Genomic DNA, 24,012 nt, shown 5'->3' with positions numbered 1-24,012 from the left:
TTTTTGTGCCGGGCTACTTAGGTGCACCTATGTGCAGGCAGCGGCGGGCGTAGTGTTTCGGGGTGATATTGGCCAGAGCACGAAACTCACGGGTCATGTGGGCCTGATCAGCGAATCCCAGATCTGCGGCTAAATCGGCCAGTGGCGTTGAGGGGGAGCGTTTGAGCTGTTCGAGAGCCTGTTTGACCCGAATCAGCCGCTGATAATATTTGGGTGTCATGCCCATCCAGGTTTGAAAATGGCGCTCTATCTGACGCAGTCCGACCGTTGCCGGCGCGCTTGGGTTTGAGTGCGTATGCTGGACCAAGCGAACAACCTGTTTACGTTCGTCGCCATCGTGGACGAAGTGCTGCTGTGCATACTGGTACAGAACACGGAGGCGGCCATTGTGGCCTTGGCAGTGGCGCATTTGTTCATACAAGGGGCTGAGCCGTGTGTGGATGTCGGGCTCCTGTTCGCTGCGAACAGGCTGCTCGAAGCGTTTGCCGAGGCATTGATACCCCATCGCCGGATGAAAGCGGATACCAGCCATCAGCGTACCGGCAGGCAGAATGACCGTCTGAGCTTTGAGGCTGACCGGCAGCAATACGATGCCCGGAGCGTGCCACGCATCGGCAAAAAAGACGTCAGCGCCAAAATTGAACAGCACGCCGCTGCCGGCATCACCGAACAGCAGCTTGTCAATCGGTTCATCATGTTCTGAAGATACGTAAACAGACCATATTCCCTGAATATGGTCTGCGGTGCGGCCCTGAGGCTGATACAGTCTGAAATCCATGCGTTGCTTGAGTTACTCCGGTCGGTAGCGGCCCACTTGTGGCTTGAAGACTTTGACAATACGATTCCAACTATTGATGGCATTGATGGCAATTGTCAAATCCACCAGGGCGTGCGGACCAAAACAATCCAATACCCGTTGGTATTCGTCGTCGCTGACGATTGAGCCTGCCGTTAGATGTTCTGCCCAGCCAAGAGCGGTGCGTTCCTGCTCGTCGTACATGGGCATATCCCGCCACGCGTTCAAGCCAAAGATCCGCTCCGCCTGTTCCCCGTATTTCAATGCGTCTTTACTGTGCATATCAATACAAAAGGCGCACTGATTGATCTGTGAGACTCTGAGTTTAACCAATTCCCAGATCCGGACAGACATGGTTTCCGACGCCTCGAACTGGCGACGGAAGTAGCTTTCCTGTTGCATCAGTATGTCCATCGCTTGCGGAGCGGTATTGTAGTAATCCAGTCGTTTCATGCTGCTATCTCCTTGCTGAAGTGAGTCTCTACGATAATCTGGTGTGAACGGGGAATATTGAAGATTTCCGACATTGGTAACAAAGTGCTTGATATCGGAGAAAGCGCCGCTTGCCCCGGGTTGGCTATCCAGCCATTGTCTGAGCGTAAAATTAGGGTAAGCTCAGAGCTCTGTTCCCTGTGTAATCCTGAGGTAATCATGATCGCTTCCGCTGAATACGCCGATATTGCCGAGGTGGTGAAAGCGCTCCATACACCGCAATTTACCTCGCGGCTGATAGCTTGGTTGCAGGCTCAGATCACGTTTGACTGCGCTGTGATCCTGGGATACCGACAGGGCAAACACCCTATCTACCTGTATGACTCGATCCCGTCACAACGCGAACTGCTGTTTCAGCGCTATCTGACCGATTCATTTCTTAAAGACCCGTTTTATCAGGCGATCCTAGACGGTTCCGCTCCCGGAGTTTACGGGCTGAATGATGTGGTGCCGGTGGCCGGGGAGTACCGGGATTATCAGCAAGAGTTTTATCGTCAGACTGGCTGGCAGGATGAACTGTGCGTCACGATTCAGTTGGACGAAGGTCGTTGGGTCGTGATTTATCTCGGCTTGCTACAACATGGTCGTTTTAGCCTTGAGGGCCGGCAACGGTTGCAACACGGTTTCCGTCTTGTTGAAGCGCTATGCCATCAGCAATGGCAACAGCAAGCCTTTGTGCTGGCGGAGGCACCGCTGCACCAGCCAGGGATGGCATCGGCGTTGCAAGCGGCGCTCGCTAGTTTTGGGGCTGACAGGCTGACACAGCGGGAGCAGGAAGTCACCGCGCTGTTGGTTCAGGGACTCGATTCCCAAGAGATTGCCGAGTCTCTTGGGATTGGTATCGGTACGGTCAAAAACCATCGTAAGCGCGTGTACGCGCAGCTCAATGTGCGGTCACTCAGTGAGCTATTTCAGCTATTTCTCAATCATATGCTGGCGGCGCCATGGATGTGTGATCCCAAAGAACCAAAATAAAGCTATACAATATGCGGTTTCTCTGTATACTGAGCCGCTGCTCTGATATAGAGAGCTGTTAATGCTACATCTAGTTAAAGTTACATCTCAGCAATGGTTCGGCTCTGCTCGTTACCTCTGCTGTGCCCTTTCGCTTTATTGAGACATTAAATAGCGTTTGTTTTCAGTAACCGTATCAGGCGATAAATTTTTTTAATACTCTCAGAGGTTATTATGTCAAATTCAGTGACAGGTACAGTTAAATGGTTCAACGAAACTAAAGGTTTCGGTTTTATTTCTCAAGACAACGGTGGCAAAGACGTATTCGTACACTTCAGCTCAATCGTTTCTGAAGGTTTCAAAACTCTGGCTGAAGGTCAGAAAGTAACTTTCACTGTTGAGGAAGGCCAGAAAGGTCCTCAAGCTAGCAACGTTGTTGTAGGCTAATTACTCAATTTATGATAAACGGCCGGGGTTGTTACCAACCCCGGCCGTTTGTTTTTCCAGCATTGCCCCCTCTTAGTTTCGTCCCTCTTTCAGCGTTTACGCGCGTTTTATTCCACTTGTTTTGAATAATCTGTCTCATCCTTAATGATTTGCCGAGATTTTCACTCCTAAGGCCTGTTTCGTGATACTGTAGATTAACGGCTGTTTCAGGGACTTTACCTTTATTCATGCTGAAAACGGGTATTTTCCGATATCAAAGGCAGCTTGGCGGCGTCGGAAGGCGACGCGGATACATATTCTAACAGGCCACGCTTTGGCTCACTCACGTCAGGAAGGTAGGTATGTCACAAGGAAAAAAGACAACGAAAAAGAAACGCGACAAGAACAGCGAAGCACGCGAATCGGCTGGCACAGTGCAACGCAAAGTACGCAGAAGAATCGAAGACATCATGGAACAGCGTGAGTTTGAGCGTCAGTTTGAACTGTAAAGCCGGCTGATTGCAGTAATTGTCCCTATAGGGATATCGAGTCCGCTGCTCAATCTGGTTAGTCTGTGAAAAAATACACACAGGCGGAACCATGACCTCGATTTTAGATGACCTTCAACAACGTGGCCTGATCGCACAGGCCACCGATCTCGATACACTCCACTCTCTGCTCACCGAACCACAAGTGATTTACTGCGGCTTCGATCCGACCGCAGGCAGCCTGCATATTGGTCACCTGGTGCCACTTATCCTGATGCAGCGTTTTAGACAAGCAGGGCACAAGCCTCTGGCTTTGATTGGCGGAGCGACCGGTATGATTGGCGATCCGAGCTTTAAAGCCACCGAACGCATGCTCAACAGCGCCGAGACGGTGCAAGGCTGGGTCGCCCAACTGGCACAACAAATTCGCGGTATCCTCCCGGCGGAGGACGCGGTGGCCTTTGAGGTGGTGAACAACGCCGACTGGATCGGCTCGCTAAACGTGATTGAATTTCTGCGTGATATCGGCAAGCACTTTTCCATCAATGCGATGATGAATCGCGAGTCGGTTCGTCAGCGTTTGGAGCGTGCGGAACAGGGCATATCCTTTACCGAATTCAGTTACGCGTTGTTGCAATCATACGATTTTGCCTACCTCAATCGACACCATGGCTGCACACTGCAAATTGGCGGTAGTGACCAATGGGGTAATATTGTCAGCGGGATCGATCTGACCCGGCGACTGAATGGCAATAAAGTGTTTGGTATGACACTGCCATTGATCACAAAAGCCGATGGCACCAAATTCGGCAAAACCGAAGGTGGGGCGGTGTGGCTCGATGCCAGACAAACCTCACCGTTCAGCTTCTACCAATTCTGGCTCAATACCAATGATGACGATGTGTACCGTTTTTTACGCTACTACACTTTTTTGTCGCTGGATGACATTGAGGCATTGGAAGTCGAAGACAAACAGCGTGTGGGTAAGCCACGGGCTCAGCAAGTGCTGGCCGAGCAGGTGACTCGGTTTGTGCATGGTGAAGATGGGCTCAGCAGTGCTCAGCGTATCACTCAGGCGATGTTTGATGGTCAGTGGCAAACACTTACGCAAGCTGAGCTCGCACAGATTGCTCAGGATGGCCTGCCCGTTACGGCGATTGAGGCGAGTATTTCGCTTTCACAAGCACTGGTCACGAGTGGCCTGGCAAAATCGCGTCGTATCGCACGTGAGTTGATCAGCGACGGAGCCATTCGTGTCAATGGTGAGCGAGTGCAACACGACAACCTCAGTGGTTACTTTGCCTTATTCGATCGTTATTGGGTGATTCAGCGAGGCAAAAAAAGCTTCCACTTACTTTGTTTGCAATAGTGCAGTCGCGGTCAGCCAATAGTTGGCCGCATCAGCTTTGTCTGGACGTCGTAGCGTAAATGACGAAATTGACGTATTTGAGCGTGGATTTCGTCACAAGGGTCGATATCATAAGGAGACCTCGCCAGCACAGTGTTAACTGCCTGGCACGACTTTTCTCTGAGTGAGATGCATGGACAGAATCAGCGCACTGAAAATATTTGTTTCAATCGTCGAACAGGGCAGCCTGTCAGCGGCAGCCAAACACCTGGATATCGAACGAACCAAAGTATCCCGCCACCTTTCTGAGCTGGAAGAGTGGGTTGGTACCCGCCTGCTGCACCGTACAACCCGTACTCAGAGTTTGACGGAAGCTGGTGAGCAAACACTGGAACGTGCCTACCAAATTCTGAATTTAACCGATGACATCGGAGCCATTTCAGATCGACAACACAATACCCTGTCCGGGCGGCTGAGGATCACCTGCAGCTATTCGATGATCGATGCGTTTCTGCTTGCTGCCATCAACGACTTTTGCGCACTATGGCCTAAGGTGCAGATTGAACTGGTGGTGGCTGATCGCAGCATTCACTTGGTCGAGGAAGGCATCGATCTGGCCGTGCGCATCAGTAACGACCTTGATCCCAATGTGATTGCGCGCCAAATCGGGGTGTGTCGCTCGGTAGTCGTCGCTGCGCCCGAGTACCTCAGCAAGCACGGCACACCTGATTCGCTTCAAGCGCTGCGCGCGCACAGTTGTCTGACGTTCAGCTATTTTGGCAAAAGTGAATGGCATTTTGACAAAGGGGGCAACAGTGAGTCCGTGCCGGTAACGGGCCAGCTGACGGCCAATATTTCAACGATTCTACTCAACGCCACGCTCAGTGGCGGTGGCGTGAGTATGCAGCCGCTGGCCAGTGTACAGCCATACATACGTTCTGGTGAGCTGGTGCCATTGCTGACTGACTGGGAACCGAGACAGTTGGGGGTGCACCTGGTGTATTCCAACCGCCGCCAGGTCACGACGTTATTGCGCCAGTTTATCGATTTTGTTGTGGAGCGGATGCACCGGGAGCCGGTGTGGAACAGCGCTTAAATGTGCGTAAAATGAAATAGTGTTCGGTAATATATACCAGTATTGTTGCAAAATATGCACTAGTTATGTGCGAGAGCGTGGCTATTTCTTTTTCGTTCAGTTGGTAAAGTAGGCCTCGTTAGTTACTGATGAGGCAAAAACTATGAAACCTGTTACCACACTGATTTTAACCACCGCTCTGGCTTCTGGATCTGCAATGGCAGACCTGACTCTGACCACCTATAACCCTCAGGATAAAGGCATCTTTCCTGTCGCTTCTACTCTGATTGAGGGAGAGAAAAACGCCGTTCTTTTTGATGCTCAATTTGGTGTAGAAGAAGGGAAACACGTTCTGGATATGATTCAGAAATCGGGTAAACAACTTCAGGCAATCTACATTACTGCAGGCGACCCGGACTTCTACTTTGGCTTAGAGCCGATCGTTAAATCGTATCCGGACGTGAACATCTATGCCACTCAGGCGGTGGTCGATCACATCAAGCGTACTAAAGATCAGAAGATCAGCTACTGGGGCCCGATCTTAGGTGAAAATGCACCAAAATCCGTTTATGTGCCGCAAGTGTTCAACGGTAACATTAGCCTGGAAGGGGAAAGCATTGAACTGAAAGAAGGCGGTACGCATCAGGCTTATTACTGGATTCCTTCACTGAAAACTGTACTGGGTGGCGTGTCTGTGGCGTCAGGTGGTCACGTTTGGATGGCGGATGCTGCGACACATGAGAAACGCATCGAGTGGGTTCAGGGACTGGATCGCATGCTGGCACTGAAACCGACACGCGTGATTCCGGGTCACTACATTGGTGAAGAGCCTGCGGGCACAGACGCCGTAACGTTTAACCGTGATTACGTCGCGACTTACGACGTTAACGTGGCAAACTCACAAAATTCTGCTGAACTGATTAAGAAAACGATGCAAGCCTACCCTCAGTTTGAAGCGGATGCCGGTTTGGAACTGGGTGCTAAGGTTAGCATGGGTGAAATGAACTGGTAATCCCTGCTTAACCTGATGCAACACGGCTTTTGTAAAGAAGCCGTGTTTTTATTTATCGTCTAATCGAAAAGAGAATCCATGCAACTGACTCAGAGCGGAACCACCAAACCTTCGCTGTTTCTTTATATTATTCTTGGCGCCATCGGAGCCCTGACCCCGTTCGCCATTGACATGTATTTGCCGGCGATGCCGGCGATCGCCGAGGATCTTGCGGTGCCAGCCAGTGCGGTGCAGATCACGTTGACCGCTTATTCCATTGGTTTTGCGCTGGCCCAGATGATCCATGGCCCATTATCAGACAGCCTGGGCCGCAAACCCGTGATGGTGGTGGGGACTTTGCTGTTTGGTTTGGGTTGTGCGCTGGCGGCCAACGTACACTCAATTGAAATGTTTATTGCGCTACGCATCGTTCAGGGAATGACGGGCGCGGCCAGTGCCGTGGTGCTTCAGGCGTTAGTTCGGGATATGTTTGACCGCGAAGATTTCGCTCGTACCATGTCGTTTGTCAGCCTGGTGGTGACGGTTGCGCCGCTGGTGGCCCCCCTGGTTGGTGGCTATCTGTCGTTGTATTTGGGCTGGGAATCGATTTTCTATGTTCTGGCGTTGTTGGCTCTGATTATTGTTGTGCTGGTGGCATTCTGTCTGCCGGAAACGCTCAGTGCCGAGCATCGGCGTCCGTTTGAACTGAGGGCGACGCTGGCGGCGTATGGTGCTCTCTCACGCGATATGCGAGTGCTTTGTCTGGTCTTGTGTGGTGCGTTTTCATTTGCCGGAATGTTTGCTTTTCTGACCGCAGGATCGTTTGTTTACATTACGCTTTATCACATTCCGCCGGAGCATTTTGGCTACTATTTTGCCCTGAATATCGTCGTGATGATGGTGATCACCAGCATCAACGGACGCTACGTTAAAAAAGTTGGCATTCCTGCGATGCTCCGGGTTGGGCTGGGGATGCAGGTGCTGGCCGGAATGGGTTTAGTGTTGGTGGAATTGCTGGGGCTAAGTTACCCGTTTATGGTGGCCTGCATCATGATATTTGTCGGCAACGTTGCTCTGATTGGCAGTAACGCCATGGGGTTGCTGATGAGTGATTTCCCTCAAATGGCAGGCACAGTGGCCGCTGTGGCCGGGACGCTGCGCTTTGCCCTGGCAGGAATTGTCGGCGCTTGTGTTTCTATGTTGTCTCACTATGGCGCCATGCCAATGGCCGTCGCGATGTGTTTGTGTGGTGTTGGGTCATGGGCGACATTCCATTACGCCAGTCATCACCTTGCAGAATCCTCCGCTGATGCCTGATGTCATTTTGATCTTCAACAAAAAGCCCCGCATTGCGGGGCTTGTCGGTTAAGGCTGGCGGTACAACCGCGCTGGTGGTGTGGCTCAGCTGTTTTGCTGTCGCTGCGTTTGCTTGCGTTGCAATTTTTCCTGACGCTTTTGCTCCGCTGTTTTGACGGCATCGCCACCCACATGGTTTTCACCACGCTCACGGGCGAGCTGCACCTGCTTTTCGCGCTCACGGAAACGGATCACTTGCTCTTCACTGTGTGTGCCGTGGCATTTCGGACAACTGACGCCTTGTTCGAATTTGTCGGACTGTTTATCTGCTTCTGTGATTGGCAGGCGACACGCGTTACACAGGTCGTATTCGCTCTTTTCCAGTTGATGGTTGACCGCAACACGGCCGTCAAACACATAGCAGTCACCTTGCCACAAGCTCTCTTCTTCAGGCACTTCTTCAAGATACTTCAGGATGCCGCCTTCGAGATGGTAAACCTCGTCGAAGCCCTGTTCTTTCATGTAAGCGGTGGATTTTTCACAGCGGATTCCACCTGTACAGAACATCGCGACTTTCTTGTGTTTGCTCGGGTCCATGTTCTGTTTGACATAATCCGGGAACTCACGGAACGTCTCGGTTTTTGGGTTAACGGCGTTCTGGAACGTACCCAATTCGATTTCGTAGTCGTTCCGGGTGTCGACCACAAACACTTCTGGATCCGAAATCAGGTCATTCCATTCCTTGGGTTTGATATAAGTGCCGACCACGTGACGAGGGTCGATGCCTTCAATGCCCATGGTGACGATTTCCTGTTTGAGTTTGACCTTAGTGCGGTTAAATGGCTGTTCATGATTGAGTGACTCTTTATAGCTGATGCCCGCCAGGCGAGAATCTGCGTTTAGCCATGCCAGTAGCGCATCAATACCTTCACGGGGGGCGGCCACTGTGCCATTAATACCCTCTTTCGCCAGCAGCAATGTACCGCGCACCTGATGTTGTTCCATCAACTCTCTTAGAGGCTCCCGAAGCTCCTGATAATTTTCCAGCTCGACGAACTTGTACAGAGCACAGACAACATAGTGATTCATGACGATTCCTTTTAACCGCTAACATAGAAATTGGGGCGCATTGTAACCAAGTAATAATACGACAAATACCGACAGTTAATAGGGGTATAGCGCGTGAGGGGAAAAGATGTCAAAAACCAACCACCTGGCCGGTGGTTGGTGTGATGTTAGCGGCTTTAGGCCAGTGTGGCTGCGGTCTGGTTGCCCATTGCGATCAGTCGGTCAAGAATGTGTTCGCCATCCGCGCGCAGACCATTGTGCTCATATTCGTTGGTGATCCACGCCTTGGCGTTTGGCATCAGTGCCAGGGTTTCACGGCTGATGTCCATTTCGACAAACATATCGTCGGCGTACACCGCGCAACTGACCGGCACTTTATTGTTCGCCAACTGTTTCTCGTCGTACAGGGCAGCCCAGTCGGATTTCTCTGCCAGCATGTCTGCGGCGGCTTTGAGCGGCTGCAAGTTGATGTATTGATCGAACATCCATGGGAATACCATCTCACCGGTAAACAGGAACGGCTGGCCTGTTTGATAGTTGAATTCGGGGTGTTGCTGACGAACCCGATGGGCACTCCATGACGAGGCAAAGCCCTGGCAGTAAATCGACTCGTGCAAAATGGCATAAATCGGGTGAGTCTGAAATGACTGCTGCATCAATATTTCATTGAGAAATTCGTAACGCAGGCGCGGCTGCCCGTCGATCTCAACCAAGGCGTTTTCCAGTAGGTAGTAGGTTGGCAGGAAGCTGTCACTGACCCCGAAACTGATGCCGATTTGCTGGAACTGTTCGACGGTCAGGCGCTGGCCGTTGGGCAGGAACTCTTCGTGTTGCAGTAGATGGTCGGCGATCTTTTGGCACTGCGCCTGCGCTTGAGGAAATTGCTGGAAAAAAGCCTGATTTTTCTCTTTAGTACGTTTGAACGTTGCGTGATAGACGTCATCGGCATGGCGTGAAATCGAGGGTACACCACCGGTGATGTAGCTGCGCAGCAAGCTCTGTGGAAACATTGATAAATAGGTCAGTGAGCAGAAACCACCGAAACTCTGACCCAGAATTGCCCACTGTGTAACGCCCAACTGCTCGCGGATGAATTCGGCGTCCCGCACAATGTTATCGGCGCGAAAGTAGCTCAAATATTCCGCTTGTTGTACGGGACTCATTGTTGCCAGTGTCTGATGGCTAATGACCGAACTGTTGCCAGTACCACGTTGGTCGAGCAGCAACACCCGATAATCCTTCAGAGCCCGTTTGATCCAGCCAGTGTTGCCATTCTGTCGTGGGGAAGGGAAACCAGGTCCGCCCTGAAAATACACCAGCCACGGCTTATCTGCATGGCGGTCGCCAGCTTGGGTGACTTCACGGGCAAAGACGTGGATGCGTCCCTTCTCGCTGTGGTGGTAATCCAATGGCACATCGAAATAGTGCGGGACGTAATGCAAACCTGCGTCAACAAAAGCTTGAGCAAACATGAGATTCCTTTTTTGATTTTGGATTGGGTCCTTATGGCGGCTAGTCTGCCGTAAAACCGTCGAGAGTGACAACAATAAATCCCTTTGGACATGTGTCGTTGCACTCAGAGTAAGGTAAGCGAAGTCTGGCGCTCAAGCTTCATGCAAGCCTTTGATCCGCTGGCTTACAAAGTGGATCGTCCCCGTCCATTTTATGAGACTCAAGGGCGCGGCCTGCCTGTTCTCCCTGTATTGATGAGTGGGGGCACTCTTGTCCATCTCCTCATGAAAGGATTATTCACTCTTACCAAATAGTGAATTCAATTGGCATGGGATTCTCGCCAATTTCTATCCTGATAAGCTTTTCTCATCCGAATCTACAAGATGAATTGAGAGCACATAAAGAGGCCACTATGACTTTATTATTTGAACCGACCCAACTGAAACAACTGTCACTGAGCAACAAAATTGTGATGGCGCCGATGACACGCGCGCGCAGCAGTCAACCGGGCAATATTCCCAACGCCATGATGGCCGAGTATTACGCGCAGCGTGCGTCTGCCGGCTTGATCATTACCGAAGCGACGCAGATCTCAGATGACAGCCAGGGCTACTCATTTACACCGGGTGTCTACACCGAACAGCAGGTTGAAGGCTGGAAGTTAGTGACTCAGGCTGTGCATGCTAATGGCGGCAAGATCTTCAACCAATTGTGGCATGTTGGTCGGGTTTCTCATCCGGTCTTCCAGCGCGGGCAAGCGCCGATGGCGCCTTCGGCGCTTAAGCCGGTGGATACGCAAGTGTGGATCGCGAACGAACACGGTGACGGTGAGATGATCGACTGTCCGACACCGCGCGCGATGACTCAGGCCGACATTGAACGCGTGATTGAAAACTTCGCCCATGCTGCCAGGCAAGCCGTACGCGCCGGTTTTGATGGTATCGAGATCCACGCAGGTAATGGCTATTTGATTGACCAGTTTCTGCGCACCAATTCTAACGCACGCACGGACGAGTACGGTGGCAGTCGCGAAAATCGTATTCGCTTTTTACTCCAGGTGGTTGACGCCGTCAGCGCAGCAATAGGTGCCGAGAAAGTGGGTGTACGTCTGGCGCCATTCATCACGTTTAAAGACATGAACTGTCCGGATATCGTCCCCACCATACTGCTTGCTGCCAAAGCTCTGCAAGACAAAGGTGTTGCGTATCTGCATTTGTCGGAAGCTGACTGGGATGATGCCCCCACGATTCCAGAGTCATTTCGTCAGGCACTGCGCCTTAACTTTACCAACTGCATCATCGTCGCTGGCCGTTATTCGATTGAGCGAGGCGAAGCCGTGCTCGCGAAAGGGTATGCCGATTTGGTCGCGTTTGGCCGCCCGTTTGTCGCCAATCCGGATCTGGTCACCCGAATGCAGCACAACGCGCCGTTGGCGGAACTCGATCCGGCAACTTTATTTGGTGGCAATGAAAAGGGGTACAGCGATTATCCCAGTCAATTTTAAAAAAATATTTGAAAATCATTCAACGCGCTGGTGGTTTTTCCAGAAGGAGCCGGGCGCTATTGTAGCTGCCATCGCAATATGAATAACTGAATATCTGGAGAAAATTATGTCTATTGTTCAGGCCGCACAATCCCGTTACTCAACCAAAGCTTTTGATGCCAGCCGCAAAATCCCGGCGGATAACGTCGACGCCATTAAAACGTTGATCCGCATGAGTCCGTCTAGCGTGAACTCACAGCCATGGCACTTTATTGTCGCCAGTAGCGACGAAGGTAAAGCGCGTATTGCCAAGGCAACGCAAGGGGGCTACGCCTTCAACGAACGCAAAGTGTTGGACGCTTCTCATGTGGTGGTGTTTTGCGCCAAAACCAGCATTGATGAAGCGTATTTGCAGGCGCTACTTGAGCAGGAAGACAAAGACGGCCGCTTTGCCAATTCGGAGGCGAAGCAGGGTATGCATGGTGGACGCTCTTTTTTCGTCAACATGCATCGTTTTGATCTCAAGGATGCCAATCACTGGATGGAGAAACAGGTTTATCTGAATGTTGGTACGCTGCTGCTGGGTGCGTCGGCGATGGATATTGATGCTGTACCTATCGAAGGTTTTGACCCGAAAATTCTCGATGAAGAGTTTGGGTTGCGTGAAAAAGGTTATACCTCAGTTGTGATTGTGCCGCTGGGCTATCACAGCGAAGACGATTTTAACGCTAAGTTGCCGAAATCGCGCTGGGACCACCACACGGTGATGACGGAGCTGTAACCATGATTCATTTAATTGCGGAAATTAAAGCCGCCTCCGGTTGTGAGGCGGCACTGGAAGCTTTGTTAAAGGGCTTACTTGAACCTACACGGGAAGAAAATGGCTGCTGTCAGTACGAGTTGTTTGCCGATCAGCAGATCCCGGGGCTGTACATAATGCAAGAAATTTGGTGTTCACAAGAAACCCTGGACCAACATTTGGTCAGTGAGCACTTCAACCATTTCAAACTAGAATCAGACCGTCTTGAACTGGTCGAATACGTACAACTGCGTCCGATGAATTTCATCGGCTAAAAATAAAAATGTTAGGGAGAATGATGATGTCTGTGCCTACCACAATGAAAGCGATCGGTTTTACTCGCTCACTGCCGATCAGCGATGAGCAAAGCTTGTTCGAATATGACACGCAAGTACCGACACCGGGTGACTATGATCTTCAGGTGAAAGTTAACGCGGTGTCCATTAATCCGGCGGATGCGAAAATTCGTTGCCGCGCCGCTGCTGACAAAGTGCTCGAAACCCCCAGAGTGGTTGGCTATGACGCGGTGGGTATCGTAGCGGCTGTCGGGGACAAGGTCGACGGTTTTGCGCCAGGTGACCGGGTCTACTATGCCGGTGATGTGACGCGACAAGGTTCTCACGCGGAGTATCAGCTAGTGGATGCAAGGATTGCTTCACACGCACCGCACAGCCTGACGGACCCACAAGCGGCCGTAATGCCGCTAACGGTATTAACAGCCTGGGAGGCTTTGTTTGACCGGTTACGGATTACGCCGAGCGAGAAAAAATCTCTGCTGATTATTGGCGGGGCGGGCGGTGTTGGTTCGATTGCCATTCAACTGGCGAAACAACTGACTCATCTTACGGTGATTGCAACTGCTTCGCGACCTGAAACTCAGGCATGGGTCCGGGAGATGGGCGCAGACCATGTGGTTGATCATCGTGACTTGGTCCACTCAATGAAAGCGCAGGGTTTGGAAACGGTGGACTACATTTTCAATGTCGCCGACACCAAAGGCCACTGGGATGCGATGGCGGAATTGATCACGCCTCAGGGAATGATTGCATCTATTGTTGAGTTTGATGGCGGGGTGGATTTATCCAAATTGCAGGGCAAATCGGCTGGTTTTATATGGGAACTGATGTTCACCCGTACCTTGTTTAAAACCGACGACATGGCCAAACAGCGAGATATTCTCTTTCAGGTTGCGAATCTGATTGATGCCGGCCGAATTCGCTCCACGCTGACTGACACCATTGAAGGTTTTGGCGCCGAGCAACTGAGGCAGGCTCATGAGCTGATTGAAAGTGGCCGTGCTATCGGTAAGATCGCCGTTAACTTCGACTAACGATACACCAGTAAACTCAGACACTTAAACGTCGATGGCTGCCAGAACCATTTTGCGTTGCTGGCAGCACTTTTCCCGCACAAACGCCTGAAAAGCGCGAATGGTCGGCGTCAACAGACGACGGTCTGCGCACACCATGTAAATGGGCACTGACCCACCGTCCCATTCGGGCAGAATTCGCACCAGTTTCCCATCCAAAATGTCTTGGCTGATGTCCATCAATGATTTATTGGCAATGCCTTTGCCTTTGAGGGCTTGACGATGCACAACCTCACTGTCGTTGCTGGTTGGATTGCCTTTGACAATCACGCTTTCGGTGTCCTGCTTATGGTTCAGCGTCCACTTGTTATAAAGGCTGTCGGAGACCATGTAACACAAGCAGTTATGTGCGAGCAGATCGGTGGGCTGAGTGAGCGCCGGGTGGTTGGCGACGTATTCCGGAGAAGCACACAGAATGCGTTCATTCGCCGTACACAGCGCAATGGCAATCAGATTGGAATCGGCAGGCTCACCATAACGGATCGCAATGTCGACGGGTTTGGAATACATGTCGGTCAGACTGTCTGACAACTCAAGTTTGATGTGAACATTTGGATGCAACTCGATGAATTCATCGATCCAGTTGAGGAGCATATTGCGGCCAAAATCCGACGGGGCCGTAATGTAAAGATGGCCAGCCAGCTCTCCCCTTGAGCTGGCGATCTGGTCCAGACCTTCTTGCAGAGCGTGCAGTGCCGTCTGAGTTTTTGTGAGGAATATCTCCCCTTCATTGGTCAGGCGGAGACTGCGGGTTGAGCGGACAAAGAGTGGAAAACCTATCTGTTCTTCCAGTCGTTTGACTGAAGCGCTGATGGCGGCCGGTGTCAAATCCATGCTGTTGGCGGCTTTAGAGAAGCTGCCTTGTCGTGATGTCTCTACGAAGATATTGAGGTCGTTCAGTGCCTTCATGTCTGATCCGAAAAGGTTGGGGAGGTTTGACTATAAAACATCTGCCAGACGAACTGAACCGCTGTCTGTGGGTTAGTCGTCGTACGGGACTTTGCTCATTTCCCACATTTTCAAGGTTGACTGTGGATTCATGCAGTGGCCATAAAGAATCTGAATTTTGGGTTCAAACGGTTCACCGATGTAGGTGGTACGAACCAGTTCGCCAGTTTTCAGGTCCACCTGACTACTGACCCGGCCTTTGAAATTCTGAAAGATGGCGAATTGATCGCTCTGATAAACCAGTTGATCCTGATAAAACAGAAAATAATCGGCGGTGTCCGTCAACTCACATCTTAGCGGGGCGGTATTGAACTGAGCGGGCGTAATCGGACTGATCGTCAGCAGCGCCAGCGTGATAAGTCCTTTGGATGTGAAATAACGCATTGTGCCATCCTCACCTGCGTAACCTGATTTAAGTATAGATGGCACAGAGCCCTGATGGGCAGGGCTCTGTCGTAGATTTATTGTTGGATCTGGTAATCGAAGGAAGGAATGATTATTTCGACACGGCGATTCTGTTTGCGGCCTTCACGTGTTTTGTTGGACGCTTTCGGCTCAAGTTCACCGCGCCCTTCAACCGAAATCCGTTGTTGTTCGATGCCACGTTGCTGCAGAGCGTCCGAGACCGATTGGGCGCGCTTTTCTGAAATCATCTGATTGTACTGCTCGCTGCCGGTGGAATCGGTATGGCCGATAATCACGACTTCAGATTCCGGATACTCTGCCAGGAAATCGACCAGTTTATCCAGCACCGGAGCGCTTTCTGGTTTTAACTCGGTACTGTTGAGTGCAAAGTAACTTTCACCTAGTGTTGTCGTCTGGTAGGTTTTGTCGACCCATGTAGGTTCCGGTTCAGGCTCAGGCTGCTCGACCACCATTACTTCCGGTTCGACAACGGGGGCTGGCTCGGCCTGAGATGCTCCACCAAAGGTATATACCACGCCAAGCGTTGCGGAATTACCGGCAGCACGCACCACGTCATTGTTCATGTCGGTGAGTGTCTGGTATTCCAGACGAACCAGTACGTTCTGATGAGAGTCAAACTCCAGGCCCACAGCCCCTAAGTAAGACCAGTCGTTCTTGCTGCCATAATCGACATAAGCCCCACCGAGCTTACCGTAAAGCGAGATGTCATCCGTTAATGCAAGATTGGCTTTTGGGGCGAGCGTAATGGCGCTGATATCATCTTTCATTGAACCATTCTGAAATTCGCCCAGGTAATCGTATCCTGCTTCCAAAGAGAGGAAGTCCCACATCTGATAACCGAGGAAGGCGCCGACGGTTGAGTCTTCGTCGTCACACACCGAACTGGTACAGGAATCATCTAACCATGATTTACCTACTTTTGCTCCGACATACACTTCTGAAAACGAAGGTGCGGATGCAAACATGAGCGAAGTTGAAATTAGGACTGCTAGCTTTTTCATTATATTTTCCTTAATTAATGATTAGCATTTGATCAGCGGAAATATTCGCTGTGCTAAATTTTTTATCTTGTAGGGAAATAAAAGACGCGTCATGTGTCTTCGTTAGAGATACTAGGTTTTGTGCCGAAAGTAATTGTTAGGTTTTATGCAAGTTAACGAAAAATATTAATTTTTATTATGTGGGAAATGAAAAGATCATCAGATGAACGTTTTTTGTTATTTATTTGATTTTTATTGAATTTATTGTTATTTGTTCATCTTTAATCGAACAATGAACGTCATGTTTATGTCCGCCGGTGAAAGTTATGTAAAAAAGCAGCCCTTAATCAGGGCTGCAATAAAGAAACAAAACATGGTTATAAGAAAAAGGATGGCATCATATTAAATCTACTTATGTGTCAGCCTTTTCTGAATTAACTGTATTTGGCTGAGCCAGTGTATTGGCCGCTGCGTCTTCCTGTTGTTCGAGCTGGATCCAAAACACAAACAGTTCATACCAAATTGCCAGTATGACCGCTCCCAGGAACAAGCCGACAATGCCATAGAACAACATGCCGCCAATCGCACCAATCAGGATAATGGGCATCGGCACGTCTACGCCACGGCCCATTAACATAGGTTTAAGCAGGTTTTCCGACAGGGCGCCGACCACTACCCAAACGGTAAACAGGGTGGCGGTGGTGCTGTCTTGCATCACGTACATGTAGATGATAACTGGTAAAACGGCAATCAGTGCCGGGAGTTGAGCAATACATAAAATCATCAGGATCAGTGTCAGCAGGCCCGCAGCCGGGATGCCAAAGACGAAGAATCCGGCACCAATTAACAGCGCCTGTATGGCTGCGACACCGACCACGCCCAGCAAGACACTTTTTATGGTTGCGGCAATCAGCGATGTCCAACGCTCCGCATTCTTACCCGCAGCGCGCACGGCAACGGTCTTCAGCGAGTTAGCGATCTGTTCGGCGTAGGTCATAAAACCCGCGGCAATCGCCAGCGAGATGATGAACAGGAGCAGGCCGCCGAGCGCACCGCCGAGCACACCAGCAAATGAGGATACCGCCGATTTGATTTCCGGCAGGAAGGTTTGAATGGCTTTTTCCAGGTTGGTAGCGAACAGAGTCCATACCTCGAACAGCTTATCGCCGATCACCGGAATAGCAGAGATTTTGCTGCTTGGCCCCGGGATGGTAATTTGGCCTTGCTGCAATGTTTCAAGTACCCGGGTTGCTCCTTCATAAATGGAACCCGAAATCATCACAAACGGCGTCACCAATAAGGCGATCCCCAGCAGGGCGATGGTGGTGGCTGCCAGACCACGACGCCCACCATACCAGCGTTGGATTTTCAATGTGAGTGGCATCAGGGCGACGGCGATAATCGCTCCCCAAATCACAGGGATGATAAACGGCTTGATAATATCGTATGTAAACATCAGCAGTATCAGCAGCAAGCCGATACGAATCGCTGATTCCACCATATTGCTGATGAAAATCTTGCTTTGTTGCTGTTCCAGTTGTTTATCCATTTTTCTTTACCTGATTTTCAATGTTAGAACTGACAAGGCTGGAAACCACGATCGCCATGTAAAATACGCCGGCAATGGCTTCCAGATAAACGATGACCTGAGCGATCGGTGTGATTGGGCTGATATCGCCATAACCCAGCGTGGTGAGGGTGACGAAACTGAAGTAGGCGGCATTGGAAAAATTCTCTCCCCAGGACTGGGCGGTTAGTCCGGTGAACGACTGAGGAGAGAATTCTAGAATGACCAGATAGACAATCGCCCACATCAGACCGAGCAATAAAAACAAGGCGACTGAGCCGATGACTTTGTTGGTATCTACTTTTCCGTTGAACAGAATCTGCCGGGCGATGGACTTAAAAGTGCCGAAGAAGAATGCGAAGGTCAGGAGCAGCGACACCACATCCATACTCTTGACACCCAGCAGGTTGCGAACTGCGATAGCGACGACCCAGGCACATACCAGCGTCACCAGAAATCGGTACCAGTTTTTATCAAAACGCAAACTGACCAGGCAGACGATGAACGTGACGATCGTAAACAGGGTCAGAATCTGCTCAAGCACGCCACTGCCGACCACCTGCGCCAGAGCGGCGCTGATCAAAAGCGAAGTCAGGGCCAGCGTAAGATAGAAAAAATTATTTTCCTGATTGATGTTTTTAAGCGGTTGTCCGATTGCCATGTTGTTTTCCTGTGCTGATGTCCGGTTCACTGCTGAGTGCTTTGATTGTCGGCGATGACCATGATTGAGGCGGTCAGACCGAACCTCAGGTCCACGCCTTGCGGCAGCTCGGTGATGGTGATTCGTACCGGAATCCGCTGTGCGAGACGGATCCACTGAAAGACCGGGTTTACGTTCGGCAGCAGGTTATACCCTACGGTTCCGTCTTTCGGGGCGATGCCCCAGCCAATCGAATCCACACGTGCTTTAATCGGTGTATCCGGATGCGACATCAGAGTAACTCGGGCTTCACTGCCTGGGTGGATGTTGGCTAACTGATTTTCGCGGAAGAAGCCGAACACCCAGAAACTGCTGCTGTCGATCAGAGCCAGCAATGGTTGGTTGGCTACGGCTTGTGTTCCGGTGCGAATATCCAGGTTGGAAACGAAACCATCTACCGAGGCGTAAACCTTGGTATAGCTTAGGTTAAGTTTGGCGGATTTCAGTTGTTCTTCGGCGGCCTTGATCTGCAGGAGTGATTCTTCGTAGGCGATTTCGCGACGGATCAGATCCTTGTGAGACACCGCGCCTCTGTCTTTTGCCCGGATATCTTTCAGTCGGTCATATTCGATTTTTTTACCGCGAGAACTGACGATGGTTTTTTCCAATGACACTTGGGCTTGTGACAGCGCCACCTGATAGGTTTCAGGATCGATGACAAACAGCAGATCCCCCGCTTTAACTGGCTGGTTGTCCGCCACTGCAACATCGACAATGGGGCCGGAAACCCGCGGAGCCACTTTAATCACATTTGCCCGAACCTGCCCATCGCGAGTCCACGGATTGTTAAAATAGTCCTGATATTTTTGGTAGCCAAGCCAGATGGCCCCACCCAGGATGACAATGTTTACAGCGATGATAAGGAATTTTTTCATCTTGTTGGGTACCTAAAATTTTAAGAAAAAGCTGTCGATAGCAACGACGTACATCACCAAAATGGCCATAAAGGTCAACGATGGATAGGCTACAAATCGGGAGAGCCGGGTCTTGTTGAAAATCAGTACTGTGATCCAGGTCGCCGTGACCGCAATCACCAGCACCAGCAGCAATGGTGAGTAATAGATATCTCCCCAGGAGAGTTCATGTGGCATCACTGCACCTCCCGCATATTGACGCTTTGCACGTGAGGCAATACGCGCGCTTCGGGGGCCAGTGTGCCCTTCCAGTCAGTGCGCTCGCTCATCTGCTTCGCCAGATCGTCATTGACGAAGGGTTTGCCTGAGTAGGCTTGCCAGCCTCCACCAAGCGCTTTGTACAGTGCAACGACCTGATTGGCGACATTGCCTTTAATTTGCGCATAACTGTCTTCACTGCGAGTCATTTTCTCGACCGAGTTCAACAGTCGTTCAAACGAGATCTGACCGTTTTCATACTGCGTCATTGAGATATTGAAGGCGCGAATCGAGGCGTTGACTGATTGCAAACGCAGTGCTTTTTGCTGCAAATACAAGTCATACGCATCAATGGCGTTAGTGACTTCCTGAACCGCCTGCAGCACTTTCTTGTTGTAGTTGGTCAGGGTTTCCTGAAAACGGGCGTCTTCATAGCGGATGTTGTTCTTCACCCGTCCGTACTGGAAGATATTCCAGCTGAATGTCGGTCCTGCTGCGAGGGTTAAGGAATCACTGAAACTGAAGCTGCTGCCATCGGGTACGGTGCTGTTTATGCCGATGGAGCCAAACAGCGAAAAACTGGGGTACAACGCCGACTGAGCAATGCCAATCTGGGCACTCTGAGCGCGCGCTTGCAGTTCGGCGACCTGAAGATCAGGGCGGCGCATCACCAAGTTCGCATTGATTGCCGTTTGTAGTTGCGGCGGACGTGGCACCAAAGAATCGCTGTCATCGCCTGAGAGTGCTTGCTTACTGCCGGTTGCCTTAAACTTTGCCTCATACGCGGCCAGCTTGGCGCTCAAGTTATTGCCATCTAGAAGTGGCAGTACTTCCTCAGGCAAAACGCCGAGCAGCACTGCCAGAGCGTTGCGCGCCTGACGCTTGGCAATCTCCAGTGAAGGTAGGGCAGCTTTGGTGGTGTACAGCTGGTTTTTGGCCTGCTGTACATCCAACTCAGTGACGTTGCCGGAGTCGTATTGTACTTGTGTGATGTTGACGACTCGCTCCTGAATTTCAATATTGCGTTGTGACAGCAGGATCCGCTCCTGGAAGGTACGGTAATTAATGTAATTACGAGCCACTTCTGCCGTGACCGTAATCATGATGTCCTGATAAGAAGTAATCGAGGCGTAATAGGTCGCCTGTGCAGATTCGATACCGCGCGCGTATTTTCCCCACACATCCATTTCCCATCCGGCATCGAAACTCACTGCCGCATTATTGAACGAGTTTTCATTTTGGTAGAGACGCGTCAGGTTGCCCGATACTGTCTGAACTTGAGGGTATTGCAGGCCGTCGGCAACGCCGAGCAATGAGCGGGCCTGCAAGATACGTAACCCGGCCGCTTCCAGATCGAGATTTTGCGCCCCGGCTTGCTCAACCAATTGGTTTAATACCGGATCGTGAAACTGTTGCCACCACAGTGCGGTGTCATTCTGTGCTTGTTGAGTATCGTCCTGCGTCCAACTGGCTGGCAAAGCGAGTGGTTGGGGGCCGATGAAATCCGGCCCAAGCGTGGTACACGCGGTCAATCCGCAAAGGGGTAAAATGAGCCAATAGGGTTTGAGGGAGAGTGTCATATCGTGTCTACCTCAAAAACGTTTTTGTTTTAAGTTCACCCAATCGATATCCTCATAGGTTGCTTTACACTGTTTGAGAGCTTCATACACATTACGCTTTAAATTCAGCAGGATATAAAACCCCGCTATCTCTGAATAAGCGTAGTCAGTGAAATCAAGATCCGTGAAGAATTGTTCCAGTCTGGTTTCAAACTCCTGATACTCGGCGTCGAACGTACCGAAGCGATGATTCAGGTCGCTGGTGTGGTGATCCCGGGCTAACGCCAGCGCCATGGCAGGTAGGATATCGTCGCGGTTACCCGAGCGAAGTTCACGTAGCAATCGGTTGTCTTGCAACTGATGTTCGGCTTGGATCATAATTTTGAGATGGCTACTAAGCACCTGACAGGCATCGGTAAAGGCTTTAACGCTCTCCGGAGTGATCGTTGAGAATAGTTTATGGTTGAGTTTGGTCCCCCACATCTGAAGCTTGCTGCCGGACGTCGTCAGGGTTTTCAGATGCAGGCTACGTATGGTGCTCGAGTACCAGTCGTTTTTCTGCGTTTGGTACGCCGTGAAAAGCGCGTTGACATGGCGAAAGTAGCGCTCTTTTAGCGTCACAAACAGATGCTCGGGCCGTGATGAAAACGGAAAGTAGTGGGAGAAAATGATCATGAATACGACCATGTAAAACAGCATCATGATGGTCATTATGATACTGAAGTTGTAAGTCATTTGATTGTTGAGCCCGAGTATGAATAGCCCCAGCAGAAAGAAAATCGTAACGGGACCTTTGAACAGGTAGAAGCCAACGAAGGCATAGATAAAAATAAACGCGCCCAGTTCGGCGGGTAATTCCAGTTGGGGTAACACAAACACATAAGATGGCACGGCGAACAGAAAGCCGAACGTAAACAGTACCAACAGCATAACTGGGTGCACTGGCACAAAGGACAGCAGGGACATGTAAATGGTTGAGAAGACCACAAACTGGTAGCCCCCGGGAGGGTTCAGATAGATCCAAACGGCGCCTGCCACCCAATAGGTCACAAAAACTTTGATGGCTGTTTTGCAGTTTTCGGCATCCCACCACAAAAACCGTTCAGCTTTGCGTTGTAACGGCGGATCGAAGGAAATGCGGTTGGTCACTGAGTCAATGCAACTGATGGTTTCAGTGAGCCTAGACAGGTTCTGGTGCAGTTGGTTGATCACATAGCCCAATGTCAGGGCTGAGCCTTTTTCAACGTGGCTTGCGTTGGTGAGGGCGTCTTGATTGTAGGTCGTTTGGTGAGAGTCCGTGCGATAAGGCGTTCCCTGGTTGTCCCAAGCGGTTTGGCTGGCGTGAAACAATGCATCAATTGCAGCAATGGATTCGTCAAAATTACTGAGGAGCGCGCGGTCCTCTGGGTGGATAAAATGACTTTGCGCGGTGATCACCAATTGTTGGCTGATCGACTGGTAATAATGCAGTGTCAGTTGCCACTCTTTTAGATACGCTGATATTTCACTGCATTCATGACTGACGGTATAAAAGTGTTGTTCCAGGGCCGATTGCGCGTTGAAAACGTTATCTATTAACTCGGAGATATCCTCTGAAGACGTATCACTTTTATCAGTGGTTATTGGCGGTGAGCCCGCATTATATTGTGCATCTTGATGAGTAGATAGTTGCGTTTTAATACGGAGATTATTGATGATGGCATGAAATAATTGTCGTTGTGCTTCATTGAGTTTGTCGGATAATTTCCTTAAGTTTTGCTCTGTTTTAGTCGGAAATAAAAAGGTGCCGACTAATGTGTATATCACGATACCAAACATTGTCATGTAGGCGCGATCTACCCCATAAATAAATGCACCCTCGGCATCACCACCATTGGCCATCATTAACGTAGTGACACCGGTGAGCATAAACAGGGTCGGATCTTTCTGATAGGCATTGCGGAAATAAAAAATGAACGCCACCACAACCGATACCGTCAACATATAGAGCAGGCGATCTTGCGCAAACCAGCCCACCAATAACAAACCTAACACCGCTCCTGCGAGTGTGCCTAATAAACGCAATGTGCCTTTGGCCAGCGACTCCCGGGTACCGCCGGTCGACGCAATTAACATCACTGTGGTTGCAGCCGTGGACGCTTGTGGCCAGCCCAATGCAAAAGGAATCAAAAAGGCTAAAGTGAGGCTGAGGGCGGCCTTGGTTGCAAATTTTATTTTTTCATTCATCTTGTTTTGTTTCTGCTTCGGCCATTCACGCAATAAAGTGTAGACGCCGGGTTACCGTATCACCTGACTATTAAAACTTTACTATTGATTAACCTGAAAAAATGAGGCGAGACTATAAAATCTGAACTCCTTTCTTTTGTAAGGGTAATGTCAAAATCCTTGTATTAATATGACTCAATAAATAATACATATGCGTTAAGATAGGTTGGCTGCCTATACTTATTAAACAGAAGTGAAATTGGTCTCAAAAATAAAATTTTTCTGATAATTTCTTTTGCATTAATATTTTTATGATCCAGATCTAAGAAAACATAAATTAATAAATGTGGGTGAGAAATTTTTGATGAAGTACAAAAAATAAATATAGTTTATTTTCATCTTTCATACTTTTTTGGAACGCGCGACAAATACTAATGCAATACCGCCTAATACTAATGCACTGGTGGTGATATTGAGT

24 protein-coding genes are annotated in these 24,012 nt (G+C 50.2%); 11 read left to right on the top strand and 13 right to left on the bottom strand.

Going from position 1 to position 24,012, the window contains the following annotated elements:
- Window positions 1–13 precede the first annotated feature (13 nt).
- Together CAG64_RS16715 and CAG64_RS16710 are read right to left on the bottom strand one after the other, a co-directional pair.
- Window positions 14–778: an AraC family transcriptional regulator gene (locus CAG64_RS16715; protein WP_161457729.1), complete on the bottom strand. Its 765-nt coding sequence runs from the start codon at window positions 776–778 to the stop codon at window positions 14–16.
- 12 nt (window positions 779–790) lie between these two features.
- Entirely contained in the window at window positions 791–1,249 is a 459-nt protein-coding gene (locus CAG64_RS16710) for a carboxymuconolactone decarboxylase family protein (protein WP_237668171.1), read from the bottom strand.
- Window positions 1,250–1,444: 195 nt separating this feature from the next.
- Between CAG64_RS16710 and CAG64_RS16705 the strand changes: the two genes are divergently transcribed.
- The 7 genes from CAG64_RS16705 (at window position 1,445) to CAG64_RS16675 (ending at window position 7,887) form a co-directional block, all read left to right on the top strand.
- Entirely contained in the window at window positions 1,445–2,263 is an 819-nt protein-coding gene (locus tag CAG64_RS16705; protein WP_161457758.1) for a LuxR C-terminal-related transcriptional regulator, read from the top strand.
- A gap of 213 nt (window positions 2,264–2,476) precedes the next feature.
- A complete protein-coding gene (gene cspE, locus CAG64_RS16700) occupies window positions 2,477–2,689 on the top strand; it encodes a transcription antiterminator/RNA stability regulator CspE (protein WP_021706074.1) in 213 nt (70 codons plus the stop codon).
- 341 nt (window positions 2,690–3,030) lie between these two features.
- Entirely contained in the window at window positions 3,031–3,177 is a 147-nt protein-coding gene (locus CAG64_RS16695; RefSeq protein ID WP_040902812.1) for a hypothetical protein, read from the top strand.
- A gap of 91 nt (window positions 3,178–3,268) precedes the next feature.
- Window positions 3,269–4,525 carry a tyrosine--tRNA ligase gene (gene tyrS, locus CAG64_RS16690; protein ID WP_161457728.1) on the top strand — a complete coding sequence of 419 codons (1,257 nt, stop codon included), beginning with the start codon at window positions 3,269–3,271 and terminating at the stop codon, window positions 4,523–4,525.
- A gap of 172 nt (window positions 4,526–4,697) precedes the next feature.
- A complete protein-coding gene (locus CAG64_RS16685) occupies window positions 4,698–5,600 on the top strand; it encodes a LysR family transcriptional regulator (RefSeq protein ID WP_161453593.1) in 903 nt (300 codons plus the stop codon).
- Between the two features lie 142 nt (window positions 5,601–5,742).
- Window positions 5,743–6,591, top strand: coding sequence for an MBL fold metallo-hydrolase (locus tag CAG64_RS16680; RefSeq protein WP_161457727.1), 849 nt, complete (start codon window positions 5,743–5,745; stop codon window positions 6,589–6,591).
- A 78-nt stretch (window positions 6,592–6,669) separates the two neighbouring features.
- A complete protein-coding gene (locus CAG64_RS16675; protein ID WP_161457726.1) occupies window positions 6,670–7,887 on the top strand; it encodes a Bcr/CflA family multidrug efflux MFS transporter in 1,218 nt (405 codons plus the stop codon).
- An 84-nt stretch (window positions 7,888–7,971) separates the two neighbouring features.
- On the opposite strand, the gene trhO is transcribed toward CAG64_RS16675, so the two are convergent.
- Both trhO and CAG64_RS16665 read right to left on the bottom strand, forming a co-directional pair.
- On the bottom strand, window positions 7,972–8,955 hold the full coding sequence (trhO, locus tag CAG64_RS16670; RefSeq protein WP_161453596.1) for an oxygen-dependent tRNA uridine(34) hydroxylase TrhO: 984 nt from the start codon (window positions 8,953–8,955) through the stop codon (window positions 7,972–7,974).
- A gap of 155 nt (window positions 8,956–9,110) precedes the next feature.
- Window positions 9,111–10,406: an alpha/beta fold hydrolase gene (locus CAG64_RS16665; protein WP_161457725.1), complete on the bottom strand. Its 1,296-nt coding sequence runs from the start codon at window positions 10,404–10,406 to the stop codon at window positions 9,111–9,113.
- Between the two features lie 392 nt (window positions 10,407–10,798).
- On the opposite strand from CAG64_RS16665, the gene CAG64_RS16660 reads away from it, so the two are divergent.
- The 4 genes from CAG64_RS16660 (at window position 10,799) to CAG64_RS16645 (ending at window position 13,998) form a co-directional block, all read left to right on the top strand.
- Window positions 10,799–11,890 (top strand): alkene reductase, encoded by a 1,092-nt coding sequence (locus CAG64_RS16660; RefSeq protein WP_021706081.1) that lies wholly within the window; start codon window positions 10,799–10,801, stop codon window positions 11,888–11,890.
- A 106-nt stretch (window positions 11,891–11,996) separates the two neighbouring features.
- The gene (locus tag CAG64_RS16655; RefSeq protein ID WP_021706082.1) at window positions 11,997–12,650 is read left to right on the top strand and encodes an oxygen-insensitive NAD(P)H-dependent nitroreductase NfsB; all 654 of its coding nucleotides are present in this window, start codon (window positions 11,997–11,999) and stop codon (window positions 12,648–12,650) included.
- A 2-nt stretch (window positions 12,651–12,652) separates the two neighbouring features.
- Window positions 12,653–12,943 (top strand): putative quinol monooxygenase, encoded by a 291-nt coding sequence (locus tag CAG64_RS16650; protein WP_021706083.1) that lies wholly within the window; start codon window positions 12,653–12,655, stop codon window positions 12,941–12,943.
- Window positions 12,944–12,969: 26 nt separating this feature from the next.
- Window positions 12,970–13,998: a zinc-binding alcohol dehydrogenase family protein gene (locus CAG64_RS16645; protein ID WP_161448043.1), complete on the top strand. Its 1,029-nt coding sequence runs from the start codon at window positions 12,970–12,972 to the stop codon at window positions 13,996–13,998.
- A gap of 24 nt (window positions 13,999–14,022) precedes the next feature.
- On the opposite strand, the gene CAG64_RS16640 is transcribed toward CAG64_RS16645, so the two are convergent.
- The 9 genes from CAG64_RS16640 to CAG64_RS16600 all read right to left on the bottom strand — a co-directional run bounded on the left by CAG64_RS16640 (window position 14,023) and on the right by CAG64_RS16600 (window position 23,555).
- Window positions 14,023–14,946 carry a LysR family transcriptional regulator gene (locus CAG64_RS16640; protein ID WP_161448041.1) on the bottom strand — a complete coding sequence of 308 codons (924 nt, stop codon included), beginning with the start codon at window positions 14,944–14,946 and terminating at the stop codon, window positions 14,023–14,025.
- A 72-nt stretch (window positions 14,947–15,018) separates the two neighbouring features.
- Complete coding sequence (locus CAG64_RS16635) at window positions 15,019–15,369, bottom strand: hypothetical protein (RefSeq protein ID WP_021706086.1); 351 nt, start codon at window positions 15,367–15,369, stop codon at window positions 15,019–15,021.
- Between the two features lie 77 nt (window positions 15,370–15,446).
- Window positions 15,447–16,412 carry an OmpA family protein gene (locus CAG64_RS16630; protein ID WP_161448039.1) on the bottom strand — a complete coding sequence of 322 codons (966 nt, stop codon included), beginning with the start codon at window positions 16,410–16,412 and terminating at the stop codon, window positions 15,447–15,449.
- Window positions 16,413–16,803: 391 nt separating this feature from the next.
- Window positions 16,804–17,940, bottom strand: coding sequence for an AI-2E family transporter (locus tag CAG64_RS16625; protein ID WP_161488384.1), 1,137 nt, complete (start codon window positions 17,938–17,940; stop codon window positions 16,804–16,806).
- Complete coding sequence (locus tag CAG64_RS16620) at window positions 17,933–18,619, bottom strand: potassium channel family protein (protein WP_021706089.1); 687 nt, start codon at window positions 18,617–18,619, stop codon at window positions 17,933–17,935. Before CAG64_RS16620 ends, CAG64_RS16625 begins: the two co-directional genes overlap by 8 nt.
- Before the next feature lie 26 nt (window positions 18,620–18,645).
- Window positions 18,646–19,533: an HlyD family secretion protein gene (locus tag CAG64_RS16615; RefSeq protein ID WP_161488385.1), complete on the bottom strand. Its 888-nt coding sequence runs from the start codon at window positions 19,531–19,533 to the stop codon at window positions 18,646–18,648.
- 12 nt (window positions 19,534–19,545) lie between these two features.
- Entirely contained in the window at window positions 19,546–19,749 is a 204-nt protein-coding gene (locus tag CAG64_RS16610; protein ID WP_021706091.1) for a DUF1656 domain-containing protein, read from the bottom strand.
- Window positions 19,749–21,350: a TolC family protein gene (locus CAG64_RS16605; protein ID WP_161488386.1), complete on the bottom strand. Its 1,602-nt coding sequence runs from the start codon at window positions 21,348–21,350 to the stop codon at window positions 19,749–19,751. Before CAG64_RS16605 ends, CAG64_RS16610 begins: the two co-directional genes overlap by 1 nt.
- A 12-nt stretch (window positions 21,351–21,362) precedes the next feature.
- A complete protein-coding gene (locus tag CAG64_RS16600) occupies window positions 21,363–23,555 on the bottom strand; it encodes an FUSC family protein (RefSeq protein WP_161488387.1) in 2,193 nt (730 codons plus the stop codon).
- Window positions 23,556–24,012 lie beyond the last annotated feature (457 nt).

The organism is Vibrio sp. V38_P2S17PM301 (assembly GCF_009904845.1).
GTDB classification, from domain to species: Bacteria; Pseudomonadota; Gammaproteobacteria; order Enterobacterales; family Vibrionaceae; genus Vibrio; species Vibrio proteolyticus.
This window is presented reverse-complemented; position numbering and strand designations above follow the sequence as displayed.